Origin of the sequence: Nocardia seriolae NBRC 15557 (assembly GCF_007990715.1) — a bacterium.
GTDB classification, from domain to species: domain Bacteria; phylum Actinomycetota; class Actinomycetes; order Mycobacteriales; family Mycobacteriaceae; genus Nocardia; species Nocardia seriolae.
The window spans coordinates 24,032-40,823 of the sequence record NZ_BJWY01000062.1 but is presented as its reverse complement, the minus strand read 5'-3'; the positions used below and the strand labels follow the sequence as shown (position 1 = coordinate 40,823).

The 16,792-nt window shown below is 69.7% G+C and carries 15 protein-coding genes, 1 tRNA gene and 1 riboswitch; of the genes, 13 read left to right on the top strand and 3 right to left on the bottom strand.

Annotated features, from left to right (window positions below; translation table 11 throughout):
- The 3 genes from NS2_RS19500 to NS2_RS19490 all read left to right on the top strand — a co-directional run.
- Positions 1–827, top strand: an 827-nt coding sequence (locus NS2_RS19500) for a DUF5753 domain-containing protein (RefSeq protein ID WP_222594875.1), incomplete at its 5' end; no start/stop codon positions are given.
- Entirely contained in the window at positions 824–1,021 is a 198-nt protein-coding gene (locus NS2_RS19495) for a DUF397 domain-containing protein (RefSeq protein WP_096490627.1), read from the top strand. The genes NS2_RS19500 and NS2_RS19495, both read left to right, overlap by 4 nt.
- 83 nt (positions 1,022–1,104) lie before the next feature.
- Positions 1,105–1,167, top strand: a riboswitch (guanidine-III (ykkC-III) riboswitch).
- Between the two features lie 9 nt (positions 1,168–1,176).
- On the top strand, positions 1,177–1,491 hold the full coding sequence (locus NS2_RS19490; protein WP_033091674.1) for a DMT family transporter: 315 nt from the start codon (positions 1,177–1,179) through the stop codon (positions 1,489–1,491).
- Positions 1,492–1,494: 3 nt separating this feature from the next.
- Here the strand turns inward: NS2_RS19490 and NS2_RS19485 are convergent, their stop codons facing one another.
- On the bottom strand, positions 1,495–2,148 hold the full coding sequence (locus tag NS2_RS19485) for a DUF8175 domain-containg protein (protein WP_045438256.1): 654 nt from the start codon (positions 2,146–2,148) through the stop codon (positions 1,495–1,497).
- A 341-nt stretch (positions 2,149–2,489) separates the two neighbouring features.
- On the opposite strand from NS2_RS19485, the gene NS2_RS19480 reads away from it, so the two are divergent.
- The 9 genes from NS2_RS19480 to NS2_RS19440 all read left to right on the top strand — a co-directional run bounded on the left by NS2_RS19480 (position 2,490) and on the right by NS2_RS19440 (position 12,610).
- Positions 2,490–3,782, top strand: coding sequence for a hypothetical protein (locus NS2_RS19480; RefSeq protein WP_033091673.1), 1,293 nt, complete (start codon positions 2,490–2,492; stop codon positions 3,780–3,782).
- A 1,460-nt stretch (positions 3,783–5,242) separates the two neighbouring features.
- Positions 5,243–5,980 (top strand): DUF8176 domain-containing protein, encoded by a 738-nt coding sequence (locus tag NS2_RS19475; RefSeq protein WP_062614347.1) that lies wholly within the window; start codon positions 5,243–5,245, stop codon positions 5,978–5,980.
- Positions 5,981–5,983: 3 nt separating this feature from the next.
- Entirely contained in the window at positions 5,984–6,952 is a 969-nt protein-coding gene (locus NS2_RS19470) for a MinD/ParA family ATP-binding protein (RefSeq protein WP_052086722.1), read from the top strand.
- A complete protein-coding gene (locus tag NS2_RS19465; protein ID WP_143161276.1) occupies positions 6,949–7,650 on the top strand; it encodes a hypothetical protein in 702 nt (233 codons plus the stop codon). The genes NS2_RS19470 and NS2_RS19465 overlap by 4 nt, the downstream gene beginning before the upstream one ends.
- 12 nt (positions 7,651–7,662) lie before the next feature.
- Positions 7,663–9,327, top strand: coding sequence for a cutinase family protein (locus NS2_RS19460; RefSeq protein WP_081986103.1), 1,665 nt, complete (start codon positions 7,663–7,665; stop codon positions 9,325–9,327).
- The gene (locus tag NS2_RS19455; RefSeq protein WP_052086720.1) at positions 9,324–10,574 is read left to right on the top strand and encodes a DUF8176 domain-containing protein; all 1,251 of its coding nucleotides are present in this window, start codon (positions 9,324–9,326) and stop codon (positions 10,572–10,574) included. Before NS2_RS19460 ends, NS2_RS19455 begins: the two co-directional genes overlap by 4 nt.
- Positions 10,575–10,711: 137 nt before the next feature.
- Positions 10,712–10,784 (top strand) — tRNA-Gly (locus tag NS2_RS19450).
- A 106-nt stretch (positions 10,785–10,890) separates the two neighbouring features.
- Positions 10,891–11,217, top strand: coding sequence for a hypothetical protein (locus NS2_RS19445; RefSeq protein WP_071811761.1), 327 nt, complete (start codon positions 10,891–10,893; stop codon positions 11,215–11,217).
- Positions 11,218–11,416: 199 nt separating this feature from the next.
- Entirely contained in the window at positions 11,417–12,610 is a 1,194-nt protein-coding gene (locus tag NS2_RS19440; protein ID WP_045438252.1) for a sigma-70 family RNA polymerase sigma factor, read from the top strand.
- A 181-nt stretch (positions 12,611–12,791) separates the two neighbouring features.
- Here NS2_RS19440 and NS2_RS19435 read toward each other — a convergent pair whose 3' ends face one another.
- Positions 12,792–14,168, bottom strand: coding sequence for an FAD-dependent monooxygenase (locus NS2_RS19435; RefSeq protein WP_045438261.1), 1,377 nt, complete (start codon positions 14,166–14,168; stop codon positions 12,792–12,794).
- A 166-nt stretch (positions 14,169–14,334) separates the two neighbouring features.
- Entirely contained in the window at positions 14,335–15,186 is an 852-nt protein-coding gene (locus NS2_RS19430) for a hypothetical protein (protein ID WP_235263972.1), read from the bottom strand.
- 362 nt (positions 15,187–15,548) lie between these two features.
- Here NS2_RS19430 and NS2_RS19425 point away from each other — a divergent pair, with 362 nt between their 5' ends.
- Entirely contained in the window at positions 15,549–16,781 is a 1,233-nt protein-coding gene (locus tag NS2_RS19425; protein ID WP_045438249.1) for an MFS transporter, read from the top strand.
- Positions 16,782–16,792 lie beyond the last annotated feature (11 nt).

The following is a 16,792-nucleotide window of genomic DNA, read 5'->3' as shown; positions in this document are numbered from 1 at the left end:
CGACACTAATGGCCAGTTTGCAGATCGATACGTCGAAGCAGACCGTGCTGCGGCTGGAGGATGGGCAGCCGACGAAGGTCTCTACGCCACAACTCCAATCACTGCTCGACCTCTATGGCGTCTCGCCCGCAGTCCGTGCCGAGGCGCTGGCGCTGTGGCAGGAGGTTCGACGGCAGGACAAGGCCGCCAAGTTGCAGGGCACCTACAAGGGGTGGTGGCAGGCCTACGCCGATCAGTATCTCGCGCATTTCGATCACTACATGCGATTGGAGGAGCGGGCCGATCATCTGGTGACGCACCAACTCGCGATGATGCACGGGCTGTTGCAGACCCGCGAGTACCGCCGGGCGATCATTGAAGCGACCGAGCCACTGGTGTCGGAGGTCGACATGGAGCGCCGGTTGGAGCTCGCCGTGCGTCGGCAGAAACGGCTTGCTGACAAAGACTTTCACCTGGAGGTGCTGCTGTCGGAAGCCGCGTTGCGTCACCGGCTCGGCGAACCGGCTGTCATGTCAGGGCAGTTGCGGCATATCGCCGAAGTCAGCGGTCAGGAGAACGTCTCGATACGGGTCGTTCCTTTCACCGCCGTCGTTCGTTTCGGGGTGGCCTTCCAGTCGTTCACTCTGCTCGAATTCCCCCATCTCGCAATAAACTTGGTCGAGCCTCCGGTCATCTATGTCGAAGGTACGGAAGGCGCGCTGTACCTGGAGCAGACGACCGTTATCGCCCGGTTTCGGCAGGCGATCAACAGCATTCGGCATGTAGCTTTGAGTGAAGACGACTCCAGGGAGCTGGTGTCGAGGATCGCGAAGGAGTACGGCGCGTGATCAACGATCTGTCCACTGCTCGGTGGTTCAAGTCCTCGAGGTCCGCTAATGCCTCGGAGTGCGTCGAGATCGCCTTCGCAGGAGGTGACGCGAGCATCGTCGGTGTGCGCGACTCCAAGGATCCCGGTGGGCCGGTGCTCGTGTTCTCCGGCGAGCAGTGGGATCGATTCCTGGCGGGCGGCCTCTGGCGGTGACCGCGTCGGTGGTCTCGGTGGGTGGAGGCCGAGATCACCGGGTGGAGATTTGCTCCGGTCGCTGAGTGTTTGCGAGGGTGTATGTAGACCCCGATCTGGGGACCGGACGAGGGAGCCGTACCCGGCGTGCGACAAGACGGCCTTCGGAGGTTGTCATGTCTTGGCTGGTGTTGGTGGTGTCCGGGGTTTTCGAGGCGGTGTGGGCCACTGCGCTCGGGAAGTCCGAGGGGTTCACGAAACTCGGGCCGACAGTTGTCTTCGGGGTGGCGTTGGCGGCGAGTATGGCTGGGCTGGCCTATGCGATGCGCGGGCTGCCGGTTGGGACCGCCTATGCCGTGTGGGTGGGGATCGGGGCGGTGTTGACCGTTGGCTATTCGATGGCTACCGGTGGGGCGGCCGTGAGTGCGGTCAAGCTGGTGTTGCTCGGGGGGATCGTGGCGTGCGTGATCGGGTTGAAGCTGGTCGGGTGACGGCTATTTCGGGGGGTTCAGGTTGACGGTGTCGGCGGGGATGGCGGGGACCGATTGGACGGTCACAGTTTTGGCGGCGGGGTCGGGGAGGAGGAGTCGCCAGTCGTCGGAGACCCAGAGGACGGTTTCGGCGGTGGCGGTGATGCTGGCGTCGGAGTAGGTGGCGTAGACGGTGAGGTCGGCGCGGTCGGGGGTGTAGGTGGTGAGCTTGTAGGCGGTGATGCGGGGGGCCACCGCGGGGTTGGCGGGGGCGGTCACGGAGATCTGGGCGCGGGCCAGGACCCAGGAGTCCTTGGCGGGGCCGGGGATAAGGGAGCTTGCCGCCAGCTGGGGCCAGATGCCGTCGGGGGCCAGGGACAGGCGGGTGCTGTGGTTGATGGCGGCCAGGGCCGCGCCCTGCGGGGTGCGGGAGTAGCCCGCGGCGGCGGTGCCGAGTTTGCTGGGGCCGTCGTGCTCGCCGATGGGGAGCTGGACGCCCTGGTAGTTCTGCCAGTGCACGTCGGCGGGGGCGCGGGCCGGATCGGGCTGCGTGGTCTTGGTGGCGGCGCTTTTGTCGCTGCTGCCGCAGGCCGCGGCGGTGAGGGCGCAGGCGGTGACGAGCAGCGCGGCGGCCACGGCGCGGAAAGTTTGCGCGTGGTGTGCTGGCTTGGCGCGCATGGGGATTCCTCCGGGTGGATGGCGGGGCTGCCGAGAAGTATTGCGGTGGCGGCGGTTCGGGGCGACCGGGCGGGCGAGTCGGTTGATACTACGAGTCAGGGTCGGTTGGGTGTAACAATTCGTCACTCCTGTCACGGAACCGGTTGTGGCTACTGGCGATCCGGGTAAGATCAGGGCCGAAAACATGATCTTCGCAGGTGGTGGGGTTTCATGATGGATCATCGGGACGCTGTTCCGGTGGGCCGCCTGTGTTTTCAGCCGGTGGTATGGAATGCCATGGCAGGTGGGGGATTCGGGTTTCACGCCCGCTGCTGTTGGTTCGGGGAAGAGGAATTGTGGCCATGAAGACCAAACGAACCTCGATCTTGTTATCGATGCTGCCTATCGCGCTGGTCGCGGGCCAAGGCGTGGTCAACGCCGCGCCCGGCCAGCCCGGATTGGCGGTGCCCGGCGAAGGACAGCCCGGCATCAGCACCCAACCCCAACCCCCGGTGAACAATGCCCCCAGCCCGGCCGACTACATCCCCGATCCACCCATCCCGGCCCCCAACCGGCCGCGTCCGAAGCAGCAGACAACGCCGCAGGACACCATCATTCAGCCCCAGCAGCCGAAGGTCACCCCGACGGAGCCGGATACGACGCAGCCGGACCAGCCTGCGGCTAACGCGCCTGAGGTGATGCCTGTCGATCCGCACAAGCTGCGGGTCGGCACGAATACGGTCCAGCTGCCAGATTTCGTCGATACCAAGACTCGCGACAAAGCGCAGTCCTACCTCGACATGGCGGAGTGGCAGATTGCCGCGTTCTACGACGGATTGGGCTTTCCCCGAGATCAATCCGATCGTATGGCCGCCGGCAGCGTGTCGGGCAGTGTCGCAGGTGCCGGTGTCGGCATGGTCAGCACCGGGCTGTTCGTAGTCGGCGGTTGCGCGGTTGGCGGCATCATCGGCGGTATCGCCGGTGCTGCGATTGGCGGTATTCCCACTGGCGGGGTCGGCGCCCCGGTCGGAGCCGGTATCGGCGGTTCCGTTGGGTGCCTCACCGGCGCGCTGGTCGGAGGATTCCCCGGCATGTTCGTTGGTGCCGCGCTCGGAGCTGTCGCGGGCGGTGTTCTCGGTGGCCTGACGGGCGGTACTCCGACCGTGCAGCCAGCAGCCCCAACAGCATTGATCGATACCGCTGCGCAGGTACCGCTTTCGGGGCAGGCGGGAAGTCCGGGTGTGCAGCCGGTGGCCGCGTTCGCCGAGCTACCCGGCGTGCCCGCGCCGATCGCGCAGGCACTCACGCCGGTGGTGCAGGCAGTTACACCCGTGATGCAGGACGCCGCGCCGGTGGTGCAGCAGGTCGCTGTCGCGGTGCAGCAGGTGCAGCCGGTGGTCGAGCAGGCTGCCGCTGCGGTGGAGCAGCAGGTCGCGCCGGTGGTGCAGGCGGCGGCTCCGGTGGTGGAGCAGGCCGTGAACACCGTCGGGCAGCAGGTGAGTGCGGCGGTGCCGCAGGCCGCGCCCGTGGTGGAGCAGGTGACGGAAGCCGTGAATACGCAGGTGGATTCGCTGCGGACGGCGGTGGCGCAAATGCCCGCCCTGACGCCGGAGGCCTTCATGGCCGCGCTGCAACCCGCCGCGCCGGGCGCCTGACCGGAACGACACAGGTGACGCCGTGACCGCAGACCGCGACGCCGCCGGCGAATCCACGCCAGGCCGCCTATCCCCCGCCCCAGCCGACCAGACCGCACCCACCCCCGACTTCACCCGCCTCGACCCCGCCCCCACCGAATCCACCCCACCCCGAGCCGAATCCACCGCTCCCCGCCCCACCACCCCCCGCCTCACCAGCGACACCAGACCAACCAAATCCACCACGGGCCGCCTGACCAGCGACACCCCACCCTCCGGCGCGCCCACCCCCCGCCCAGCCGGAAACACCCCAACACCCAAGCCCGCCAACGACCGCCGCACCCGCGACACCCCACCATCCCGCCCCACCCCCCGCCTGACCGGCGACACCGCGCAAGCCCCAGCAGGCACCGGCCCTCTCACCGGCCACCCCATCCGAACGAGAGCAGGCACAGGCCCTCTCACCGCCGCTACCGCCCGATCCAGTTCGGGCCCGGGCCTTCCCACGGGCGTCCCCACGCGAACCGACGCGGGCGCAGACCCCGTCACCGGCGACACCGCCCGAACAGGCTCGGACACCGACCCTCTCATCAGCGGCACCACACGAACCAAAGCGGGCACGGGCTCGCTCACCGGCGACCCCACTCGAACCGGAGCAGGCGCGGAACCTCTCGCCGCCGATACCACGCGAATCGGAGCCAGCGCGGACCCTCTGGCCGCTGAAACGACGCGAACAGGTTCGGGCGCAGACCGACTCAGGGCCAATCGCACGCCTGTCGGCTCCGGCGACGATCGCCGCACCTCCGGAACCACAGCGACCGGTTCCGACGACAGCAGCCGCGTCCCCGGCATCGGGTCTGCCCGGTCCATCGGCAGTGACGCCGTATCGCGTGGCGCGCGCGGCGACGCCAGCGAGAATCGCGCCGCATCCGACACCGCGCCCGGCGAATCCGGCGGCGATCCCACTGCGTCCGACGGCACACTCGGCGAATCCGACAGCAAGCGCGCTACATCCGACGGCACGCTCGGCGGATCTGCCAGCAAGCGTGCCACGTCCGACAGCAAGCGCGCCGCGGCCGATGTGGCACAGGGCAAGCCCAGCGGCAGCCTGGCCGGGTCCGGCACAACGCCCGACAGGTCCGGTCGCGAACGTGCCGCAACCGATGCGGCTTCCGGCGAGCCTGGCGGGAGTCGAGGCGGCGCTGATGGCGCGCCGGGTGGTTCCGATGGGCTTCGGGGCAGTGGCACCAGTGGGTTCGGAGGCTCGGGAGTGTCGGGGGTGTCGACGGATGTTGCCGCGCCCGCAGGGCGCGTTGCGGCGGCGGTCGGGGTGGATGCGGGTTATTGGAAGTCCGGGCGCGGGCGGGGGGGGGGAGTCCGGGCGGCGGGGAGAGCGGGCGGGGGCTGGTTCGGAGGGTGACGGGGCGGGGCGGCCGCCGCTGCCCGCGCTGATGCCCGAAGGGGGCGGGCGGGGTGCCGGGGTGGGCGAGGCGGAAGTGGACGGCGGGCCGGGGTGGGCGTCGTGGCTGAGTGAGGCGACGGCGGCCGGGGCGGGGGCGGAATACGGTGGGGGGCGGGTCAAGTCCGCCAGTCCCTATGACATCGCGGCCGAGGATCCGATGGCGGCGCTGGTGGTCGAGGCGCGGCGGCGGGCGGCGCAGACGCAGCGGCGGATGCGGATTCGGCGGCGGATACTGGCGGTTGCTGGGGTTTCGCTGGCGGTGGTTGCGGCGGCGGTGGCGGGGTGGCTGGTGCTCGCGCCCGGGGATTCGGGTGCGCCGCGGGCGGTTCCGATGAGCAGCACGGCCGCCGCGCCGACCAAGCCCGCGAATCAGCCGGGGCTGGTTGCCTGGTGTCAGGAGCGGACGTCGCCGGATCGGGTGAGCGGGGCCAGCGCCGGGGATCTCGGCAGCGGGCCCGGCGTCATCATGCGACTCGAATACGCCTGGTACGTGCAGCGTGATCCGGCCGCGGTGCGGGCGCTGCTCGCACCCGACGCGAAGGTGGCGCCGGAGCAGGCCACCCGTGACGCGATCGCGGCCACCCCCACCGGAACCAAGCACTGCGTCAACATCACCGGCGCGGACGCCGACCACTGGAACGTCACCATCGACGAGCAGCACCCCGACGGCACCCAAACCTCCTGGCAACAGGTCATCACCACCGCCAACCGCGACGGCCAGGTCCTCATCACCGCGATCGTCTCCGGAAGCCGGTGAGCCATGGTCGACATCGACGACCGGCTCCGCACTCCACCCCAGCCGAACACCACGTCGCCGCAGGCCGACCCCGGTACGCCACTACCGGCCGAGGTTGCGGCGCGGCTGGTCGAGGCGGTGCGGGCGAGTGATGTCGGGGGTGAGGAGGATTCGGGGGTCAGTGAGCTGATGCAGCCTGCGCGTGCCGGGTCGCCGACCGATGCGGTGCCGTTGCGGGGCGGGGAGGGGCGGCTGGTGCGGGCGGCGGCGCCTTCGGTGCTGGTGCTCGGTGGGTCCGGGTCGTCCGGGGCCACCACCACGGCGTTGGGGCTGGCGGCGGCCGCGGCGGTGGACAGCGACGGGGAGATCTGGCCCGTCGTGGTGGACGCGACGCTCGGGGGTGGGGATGTGGCGTTGCGGGGGTGTGATGCGGTCGCGCCGGTGAGCACGTTGCAGAAGTGGCTGGGGACACCGCATCCGGGGCTCGCGTCGAGTGTGGGGGCGTGCTCGGGGCAGACGTCGACGGGGGTGCGGGTGCTGGCGCGGACACCGGATCCGTTGCCGCGCAGGGAATCTCTCGTGTCGGTGGCGCGGCATCTGGATACCGCGGGGCTGCTGGGGGTTTTCGACGCCGGTGCACCGGTGACCAGCCGGTTGGCGGCACCGCTGCTGGCGGATCCGCGGGTCGGACTGGTGCTCACGGTGGCGGCGCGCCCGGATGCCATCAATCGGCTGCAACCCGCGCTGGGGTGGCTGGACGAGAACTTCGGGGAATTCGTGGTCGGAGACGCGGTCATCGTGCTCACCGAGCAGGTGCCGGGGTCGGCGGCCACCGTCGTGGATCACGTTCGGACGCATCTGGGTTCGTGGGTGCGGGCCATCGTGCAGATTCCGTTCGACATCCACCTCGCCACCGGCGGACCGATCTCGTGGCATCGCCTCACCGCCGAAACCCGTGACGCCTACCTGACCCTGCTGGGAGCGTTGCGATGAGGATCGGCCAACTCTCGGGAGCTGTCGAAACCCCTTGGGCGGCTATGCCGCAGCAGCCACCGACACCCGAACCCGCGGTGTCGCCCGTCCCCATGTGGCATCGGGCGGTACCGAATCGGCCGGAGCGGCCCCCGCTGGTGTGGCTGGTGGGTGTGCACGGCGGTGCGGGAGTCAGCAGTCTGGCCGCGAGCCTGAGCTGGGCCGGGGACGCCGGGCAGCGCTGGCCCGCGCGCATCGGGCTTGCCGCGGACATGGATTCGCCCCTGGTGGTGCTGGTCGGGCGCAGTCATCTGCACGGCGTGAACGCACTGCACCGGGCGCTGCTCGCGCACCAGGCGCGGGGGACGCCGGTGGGCAGCCAGGTGGTCGGGGTGCTGACGGTCGCGGACGCGGCTCGGCCACTGCCGATTCCGGTCGCCCAGCGCCGCGAGGAGATGGAAGGTCTGGCGCTGGCGCTGGGCGCACGCACCTGGCGGCTGGGCTGGCTGGAACAGTGGCGGTCCCTGGAACCCTACGAGCTGGCCGCCTGGGATCCCGCCGCCGGTGGCTCACCCATCGACGACGGGGATCCCACCCGCACTCCCCCGCAACCGGTTCGGCTGCTGGCCGAGCAGATCCTCACCGCGGCCCGCACGGCCGGGGCGCGGATCACCGAACAGGCGCGCCGCGGCGCGGAATCAGCCGGACCACAGACCTGAACGAGGTGCGACGTGCATCGAAAACTGCTGCCCATCATGGGGTTCCGAAGCGCGGCAGTATTGACTGCGGCCGTCTGCGTGATCGCGACCGCGGCCGTCGGCCTGGCCCACGGCGGGCCACCGGACACCACCGTCCCCATCGACAAATGTCCGGCGCTGTTCGCGCTCGGCATCCAGGGCACCGGGGAATCCTCACCCGACGCCGCCGTCACCACCGACACCGGCATGCTCTCGGAGGTCTTCCGGCCCATGATGGCCGCCGCCTCGGACGCCGGGTTGGTGGACCGCGCCTACGTGCCCTACGAGGCGTCCTTCGGCGGGGCCACCTCGATCAGCACCGTCACCTACACCAAATCCGTCGGCGACGGCCTGGACCGGCTGCGATCCATGGCCAAACAGGTCGCCGACCGTTGCCCCACCACGAAATTGGCCCTCGCCGGATACTCCCAGGGCGCGCACGTGGCCGCGCAGTTCGCGCAGGAGGTCGGCGCGGGCAAGGGCACGGTGGCGGCCGAGAAGATCGCGGCCGTAGCGCTTTTCGGCGACCCCAACCGCAATGCCAACGCACCGCTGTTCCCGGGCAAGCCGGACGCCAAACTGCCGACGGCCGCGCCGGGCACCGATGGCAAAGCGGTGTCGGCGCTTTCGGATCCGCCCGCCACCAAGACCGCCTCCGGCGCGGGCATCGCGCCCGATAGCGCCACCCTCGAGAACTTCGGTGCGCTGGTGGGGCGGGTCGCGGAATTCTGCACCGAGGGCGATCTGGCCTGCGATACCCCGGTGGGCGCGCCGCTGGTGCGGACCGTCGCCAATATCGCGGGCCAGGTGGAGCTTTCGGCGGGTGACCCGATCGGGTCGCTGAAGTCGATCGCGGAGGCGCTGGCGTTCACCTCGATCAAGACGGTCACCCAGGTGGTGAACAAGGACGTCTCGGGGAACTCGCTCGCGGACCTGTCGTATCAGCCGCAGAAGTCGATCTCGCAGCGCATCGCCGACGCCTCCAACCCGAACAATCAGGTCGACATTCCGGGCGCGATCCAGGCGCTGCTGAAGGTCGGGACCATTGCCATCAATTCCATCGTGGCCGTGGGGAAGGACATTCTCACGCCCGCCAATATCGCCGAGATCGCCACCGCCGGGCTCGCCAATCCCATTGCGGGACTGGCGGTCTTCGGGGGCAAGCTGCTGGGGGCGGTCACCGATCTGGTGCCGCCGACCACCATCAGCCGGCTGGTCACGCAGTCGTTCTCGGCGGTCACCCAGCACATCACCGACAACAAGGACCTCCTGGACGTCACCACCTGGGTGCGCTACTGGGACACCGCGCAGAAGCACGACTACACCCACGCCCAGGGCGCAGGATTCGGGGAGAGCCCGACCGACTGGGTCGGGCAGTGGTTCGCGGCCGTGGCCCACGACCTGTCCGGAGCCGCGAAGACCGGCAGCACACCGCTGGGCGGCAGCGACAAGCCCGGTCTCGGAATGGATTTCGGGGGCAGCGCGACGGTGACCACCAGCGTGCCGCCCAACGGCCAGTTCCCGCTCGGTGGCGGCAACCCGACGGCCACCGGCCCGACCAGCGGCGCACCGCTCATGACCTTCGCGCCCGCCACCAGCACGCCCGCCACCGGCGGAGCCCCATTGATTCCCGACCTGAGCCCACGGGCGACGCCATGAGCACCACCGAATCGGATTCGCGGACAACCGACCCGCTGGAACCGGACCACGACGGGGCGTACACCGGCAGCTGGTCGGACTGGATCACCGGCACGCCCGCACCGGCGCGGGGCGGCAGGCGCGATGCGTACACGCAGGAGTATGAGAGCTACGACGAGGACGAGACGTACGACGAATACGGCGATTTCGACGACGAAGACGACTACGAGCCGCACCCCCGGACCACGGAGTCCCGCGCCGGGGCCGAGCAGTCGCAGCCGGGGGCCGGGATGTCACGGCCCAGAGACGAGAAGTCGCGGCCCGCGGGTGAAGGGTCGCGGTCCTGGGCCGAGGAGCCACGGTCCAGCGGTGAGGAGTCACGGTCCGGCGATGAATGGTCGCGGCCCAGCGGTCCGGCCGCGTCGCCCGCCCACGCGCCCGACCGGCCGATCCGCGCGCGCACGATAGAAGCGTCGCCGCGGGCGCGGACCGCCTATGACGTGCTGCGCGAGCGGGCCTCGTTCGACCCCGCCGCTCAGCACGCACCCGGCGACCGGCTGGACCCGCCACCCGGGTACCCGACCGCCCGGCGACCGCTCAAGCGCGCGACCCGGACCGGTCCCGCGCGGCGCGGGCTCGGGATCTCGCTGGATCTCGGCGGACGGCAGTGGGCCGTGCCACTGCTCGGTCTGCTGGCGGTGCTGGCCGTGACCGCGGCCGTCGCGGTGCAGATCGCCAAGATGACCGGGGACAGCACACCGGCGAAACCGGGTGTCGCGACACCGCAGGCCGCGGTGTCGCCCACGGCCGCCGTGTCTCCCAACGGCACCGTGGCCCCGACCGCCTCCGCCTTCTCCCAGCCCGCGGCCGGTCCGGCCAACCTGTGCCCGAACGAGGTCAAGGGCGGCAATGTCCGCGGCAACGGTCCCGGCAGTACCAAGTCCGGGCCGGATGTCATTCTGGCGCTGCAGAATCGGTACTACGTCGACCGGTCCGGCAAGGCGGTTCGCGAGATGTTCGCGCCCGACGCGGCCGCGCCCAGCGTGGAGCAGATCCAGGCGGGCATCGACTCCATCCCGGTCGGCACCACCTACTGCGTGCAGATCATGCCCGGGCCCTTCGACGGACAGCACGTGATGGTGGTGAACGAGCAGCATCCCGACGCGTCGAAGCGCACCTGGGCGCCGCAACTCGTCATCACCACGAAGGTCGGTGACGCCACCCTCATCTCCGCCATCGTCCCCATGACCGAGGACACCCCGAAATAGGCCCGCGCGGTACGCGAAGGAAACGGCGGCGAAACGCCGGGCAACTCGGGGTTTGCCAGGCGTTTTGGAAATGCGCGGGCGGTGGGCTATCGTTCTTTCTCGCAGCCGGACGGGTCGAAAGCCCGGAGGGAAGCGATGCGGATGTAGCGCAGCTGGTAGCGCATCACCTTGCCAAGGTGAGGGTCGCGAGTTCGAATCTCGTCATCCGCTCAATATTTCAACGAAACGCTCAATGTTTCAACGAAAGTTGTTCTCGCGCAGTAGATCTCGCGCACATCCCGGGCATGTCGCCACGGTTTCGCGGTACCTTTTCGTGGTGACCATCTTGCTCAGCGCCTTCCACGACACTGTGCTCTTCCATGCCGATGCGGCGCTCGCCCAGCACGACGTACTCGCCCAGCTCGGCAACCCCACCCCGGAGACACCGCCGGTGGCGGACAAGCTCATGAAGCTCGTCCGCTACTTCACCTGGTTCGTGTTGCTGTCCGGCGTCCTCGGCATCACCTACGCGGGCGGCCGGTTCGCCTGGGAGAAGTGGTCCGGCGGCGGGCTGGCCTCACCGAAGATGGTGGCGGGGGCCATGATCGGCGGCATCATCGCCACCAGCGCGGGCACCATCATGAACGCCGTCATCGGCAGCTGACACCGCGGCAGTAACAACCACCCGTCCGGATCGGCCCGGATCTCGATGAACACCGGGCCAACCCCTTCGCGGAGCGCAGCACTACTGCGCAGAGCACGGCCCTGCTTCGGGGAGCACGGCTCGGCCGCGTAGCGCCGAATGTGTCGGTGGGCGCGGCTACGCTCGTCGAACAGACTGGCGAAGACGGGTAGGGGCCGCTTTGACGAGCGATACGGGCACGACGACACCTCGGGCAGCGGGGCACACGACGCCGCGCGACGATCCGGCCGACGGGGTGGACTTCGGGCTGGAGCAGGTCAATGAGGTGCTGGCCGGGATGGTCGGCGAGGTGGTGGCGGATCGGCCGCGGGATGCGGAGCTGATCACGTGCAGGCTGGGGCTGGACGGGGAGAGTCCGGAGACTTTGACATTGCTGGGGGCCAGGTTCGGGGTGTCGCGGGATCGGGCGCGGCAGTTGTACACCCGGGCGGTCGGGGTCATGGTGCGTCAGGCGCTGGCCACCGGCGAACCGGATCTCGGGGTGTTCGCGCGGCGGTATCCGGTGGGGTGGGGTGATGAGCGGCTGGTGCGGACCCTGCTCGCGGAAACCTATGCCACCGACGGGGATATCGCGGCCCAGGACTGGGCGTATCTGAAGCTGCGGCTGGCCGGGCACGACCTGCAGGACTCGAAACGACTGGCGGGCTTCGTGTTCCAGCGCATCGCGGGCTGGCAGCAGAAGGGCCGCTGGCATCTCATGCCGCACCCGCAACCCGAGGACCAGCCCGACGACAGCTGGAATCCGTGGCTGAAGCGGGTCGAATGGGCCGCCGGGCAGCCCGGCGAACTCCCCGTCCTCCCCGCCGGCCGCCTCGACTACGACGATGACGGCCGCGGCCACATGTACTCCGAAAAGCTCGGCCGCGAAGTAACTTTCGACACCGCCCTGCAAGCCCGCCTGCTCCGCCTGCTGGACGCGAGCCCCCGCGTGGCCGACTTCCGCGAACTCCCCGCCGCCGTCCCCTACGAGATCGACGGCACCGACCGCGTCCACTACCCCACCGCCGCAGCCCGATTCACCGACGGCCGCACCGTCCTCATCGACGTCCTGCCCCTGGCCCACACCGCCCTCCACGTCCACCGCACCCGCGCCGCCGCCACCCGCGCCCACGCCCACTCCCAAGGCTGGGGCTACCTCGCCTGGACCGGCAGCACCAAAGCCCTCCCGGATCTCCTCAGCCGCAAGGTCCCCACCCGCCCGGAGAGCGCCCTCACCAACCGCCTGGCCACCGGTCCCCTGTCCTGGCCCGAATTCCAATCCCTGCGAGCCGACCTCGCTCTCCTGGACCTGGCCGCCCTCGTCCACCGCCACAACTGGCGCTGGGACCGCGCCCCCTTCCGCCTGACCCGCTGACCCGCCCCAGGGCATTCCACGCCGAATCCCATGTGGCAGTGTCTCAAATCAAGATCAGGGAGCCGTGGGTGAGGGAATTTGTCCGGATCGCCTCGCTGAGAGCTCCCTGATCTTGATGTCGGGGGGTGGGTCAGGGGGTGGGGATACCGAACCAGCGGGTGAGGGCGGGGGTGAGGGATTGCTAGTCGTCGCCCAGCCAGGCAACGTGGCCGTCGGGGCGCACGAGCAGGGCGGGGGTGTCGAGTTGTTCGCTGACGTCGACCACGTGGTCCACGCGGTCGGACCAGCCTGCGGCCGAGAGCGTACCGGTTTGTTCGAGGAGTAGGCCGCGGCCCTCGTGCAGAAGGTCGTAGAGGCGGGCGTGCTTCAGTGCGATATCGCGTTGGCGGCGGCCGAGAAGGGCGGGGCCGTCGCCGAAGTCGTAGCGGGTGCTCAAGGCGGTGACCTTTTCGATGAGGTAGCGGTTCACCTCCGGGAAGTCCATGAGTTCGGTCATGAGTTGGCGGACCGCTCGGGGACCGGGGTCGGTGTCGGACAGGACGGTCATGGCGCGGGTGTTGTTCAGGACGTCCGCGGCCCAGGGGCGGCGTTCGGACTCGTAGGTGTCGAGGAGGTCTGCCGGGGCCCAGCCGTGTACGGCGGCGGCGAGTTTCCAGCCGAGATTGAAGGCGTCCTGGACGCCGAGGTTGAGGCCCTGGCCGCCCGTGGGGGGATGGATGTGGGCGGCGTCGCCCGCCAGGAAGACACGGCCGACGCGGTAGTGGTCGGCCAGGCGGGTGGCGTCGCCGAAGCGGCTGAGCCAGCGCGGGGAGTGCATGCCGAAGTCGGTGCCCGCGATGGCTTGTACCTGGCGGCGGAGATCCTCCAGGGTCGGGGGTGTACGCGGGTCCTCGGCCGGGCCCTCGGCGGGTGCGCCCACCCGGAACAGACTGCCTTCCAGGGGTACCGCGCCGAAGCGGCGGTGGGTCTTGTGGAGTTCCATGACCGCCGCGATCACTTCGTCGCGCGGAGTGGTCAGTTCGGCCTCGCCCAGCAGCATCTCCCAGGTGTTCGGGGTGCCGGGGAAGCCGACGTCGAGCAATTTGCGGACGGTGGAACGGCCGCCGTCGCAACCCACCAGGTAGCGCGAGCGCAGTGCGGTGCCGTCGGAGAGTTCGACGGTGACGCCGTCCCCGTCCTGCGTCAGGCCGACCAGTTCGCAGCCGCGGCGGAGCTCCGCGCCGCGCTCGACCGCCCACTCGGCCAGCAGGCGGTCGGTGATCGGCTGCGGCAAGCCCAGGACGAACGGGAACGTGGTATCCAGGAGCGCCGGTTGGGCTTTCACGATTCCGGCGAAGAAGCCCGCGGTCGGGTGCTGCTTGCCCAGCGCGAGGAAGCGGTCGGCGATGCCGCGTTGATCCAGCACTTCCACGGTGCGTGCGTGCATGCCCATGGCGCGCACGACCTTCGTCGGTTCCGCATCCCGGTCGATCACCAGTGCCGTGACACCGTGGACTCGCAATTCACCCGCGAGCATCAGACGGGTCGGCCCGGCCCCAACAACGATCACATCGAACATGAACCCACCCATCGTCGACTTCGGCGTCCACTCAACCATTTGCGAACGCTATATCCGCAGGTAAAACCCCGCGGCCGACGATTTTGCAGCATGACCCGGGTCTTGCCGCAAGCCCCCCACTGCGATATATGTTGAAGAGGGGGAGAGATTCCGATTCTGTCGGTGCTTACTTCAGCACCAGTCCCGCGACGATGAACGTGACGATCACGAGCACGGCGAACCAGGTGATCAGCTGCCAATGCACGATCGCTGAGCGCTGACTCGCCACCGTCAGGCGCAGGGTCGCGTCCACGCGGTTGTGGTCGGCGATCTTGCGGCGGGTCTGGGCCAGGTCGTCGGCCTGCTGTTGCGCGGCGATCTCGGCGCGTTCCAGCCGGTGCGTCAGCCGCAGCAGCTGCTTGGTCTTGTCGCGGGTTGCCTTGCGGGCCAAGGCGAGTGCCGTGCGCTGGTTCATGAGTTCCTGGCGCTGCCGTGCGATGACGGCCGCCTGGGTCCGGGTGTGGCGTTCCCAATCGGTCACGGTCGCCCATCCTCCCGAGTGCTCGTCGCGGCAGCCGAACGCTATCTCCTCGGCTACCCAACCGGTGATGAATTCGCGCAGTTCGCCCGAGGACTGGCGGGCCGACACGACACCGCCGGGCCCGGACGCCAGCAGACCGCCGACCACCCGGTACTCGCAGCCCTCGGCCGCGAAATCGTCGATGCCCAGGGCCGGGAGCTGCGCGGTCCAGAAGCCGGGCGGGCAGATCCAGAGCACCTCGCCGCAACCGCCGGACCGCAGCTCGGCGGTGAGCGTCCGGGCGCGCGCCAACTCGGGTGCGGCGCTGGACACCTCGATGACGCAGGTGCGATCACCCTTGCGCCACAGCACGTCCACGGTGTGCGCGCCGAAGGTCGCGTCCACGTGCACCTCGTCCGCGCCCGCGGCCAGCAGCCGCCCGCGCAACCAGAATTCCAGGCGGCGCACATCCCAGCGGCAATCCGCACAGTCGGTTTCTCGGCACCGTTCCCCCGCCACGTGCCCACGCGAATCACATGCCGCCGAATTCCCCGCCGTCGCCTTCGATTTCGAGCGCGAACCCGGATCGGCAAGATCAGTTTCGGCCGCCAGCAGCGCTACCGCCCGCTCCCGCGGACCCTCGACTCGCCTCGTGTTCACAAGATCACCCCAGCCACCACACTCACCGCAGGGACCGCTTCCGCCTCATCGGAAACCACCAGCCCGTGCCGTCAGTTCCAGAGTGCAGCAACGCGGCCACCACTAGGCCGCAAAGCGACCAGATTCGTTACCCAACCGCGAGCCTCGTGTGATCAACGGCGAGGCGGTTCGTAACCGATGCCCGGGATGCCGGACCGCTGTGCTGCCGCTACTCTTTCGCCATGCTTTCCCCGCAGTACCCGCCGCCGTCGTCCAGCTCTCTCGCCCCGGGACTGCGGAGCGCGCGCGCCGCCAACTCGGTGGCGTTCGCGCTGCAGGGGTTCTTCCTGGCGGTCATCCTCACCGAACTGCCCCAGGTGAAGGAGCGATTCTCGCTGACCGACGGGCTCATCGTCGCGATCGTCGCGCTGATCTCGCTGCTCGCGGGCGCGGGCAGCGTGACCGCCGAGCGGCTCGCGCTGCGCTGGTCGAGCCGGACGGCACTGCGGATCGGGTTGCTGCTCATCGCGATCGCGGGCGTGGGTATCGCGTTCGCGCCGAACCGCACCGCCGACTTCGTCGCGCTCGGGGTGTACGGCGTGGCGGTCGGCATCGTGGATGCCGGAACCAATATGCAGGCGGTGTTCATTCAGCACGGCTATGGCCGATTCGTGCTGGTGTCGTTCTACGCGGCCTGGAGTGCGGGATCGATCGCGGGCGCGCTGTTCGTGTCGGCGTTCGAGGCGCTGCACGCGCCGCTGTGGGCCGCCGTCGTGACCGCGGCGGCCGTGGTGCTGGCGGGCGGGCTGGCGGTGGGGCCGAAACTCCTGGGCACCGATGCGGCGGAAGCCGGTCCGGCCGAACATGAACCGACCAGTTCGGTGCCGGTGCGGATCTTCCTGATCTTCGGCGTGGTGATCGCGCTGGCCTTCGCCATCGACCTCGCGGTCGGCAACTGGTCGGCGCTGTATCTGAAGGACGAGCTGCTGTCCTCCTCCGCCATGGCCGCGCTGGCGCTGGCCGCCTACCAGGGCGCGTCGCTGCTCGGACGGCTCACCGGCGATCTGTGGGTGCGCCGGTTCGGGCCGCGCGCGGTGGTGCGGGTGGCCGCCGCGGTGGGCGCGGTCGGGCTGGTCATCGTGGTGGCCGCGCCCGGACCGGTGGCCGCCATCCTCGGATTCCTCATCGCCGGAATCGGATTGCCGGTCATCGCGCCGCTGTGCTTCAGCGAGGCCGGGCAGCTCACCGGCGGACGCGACCTGGACGCGCTCATCGCCCGGCTCAACCTGTTCAACTACGCGGGCACACTGGTCGGCGGCGCGGTGGTGGGCACGATCGCCGAGGTCGCGAATCTGCGGGCCGGATTCGCGATTCCGCTCGCGTTCGCGGTGGTGCTGATCGGATTCGCGCGGGTCTTCCACAACCGCGCGGGCGCGACCGCCCGCGCCACCGCGCCCGCCGCCGAACCTGCGTAGCCGAACCTGCT

Coding starts and splice junctions, on each gene's coding strand:
- NS2_RS19485 (WP_045438256.1), bottom strand. CDS start 2,148: ATGCGCGCCAAGCCAGCACACCACGCGCAAACTTTCCGCGCCGTGGCC.
- NS2_RS19490 (WP_033091674.1), top strand. CDS start 1,177: ATGTCTTGGCTGGTGTTGGTGGTGTCCGGGGTTTTCGAGGCGGTGTGG.
- NS2_RS19455 (WP_052086720.1), top strand. CDS start 9,324: ATGAGCACCACCGAATCGGATTCGCGGACAACCGACCCGCTGGAACCG.
- NS2_RS19435 (WP_045438261.1), bottom strand. CDS start 14,168: ATGTTCGATGTGATCGTTGTTGGGGCCGGGCCGACCCGTCTGATGCTC.
- NS2_RS19480 (WP_033091673.1), top strand. CDS start 2,490: ATGAAGACCAAACGAACCTCGATCTTGTTATCGATGCTGCCTATCGCG.
- NS2_RS19465 (WP_143161276.1), top strand. CDS start 6,949: ATGAGGATCGGCCAACTCTCGGGAGCTGTCGAAACCCCTTGGGCGGCT.
- NS2_RS19425 (WP_045438249.1), top strand. CDS start 15,549: ATGCTTTCCCCGCAGTACCCGCCGCCGTCGTCCAGCTCTCTCGCCCCG.
- NS2_RS19470 (WP_052086722.1), top strand. CDS start 5,984: ATGGTCGACATCGACGACCGGCTCCGCACTCCACCCCAGCCGAACACC.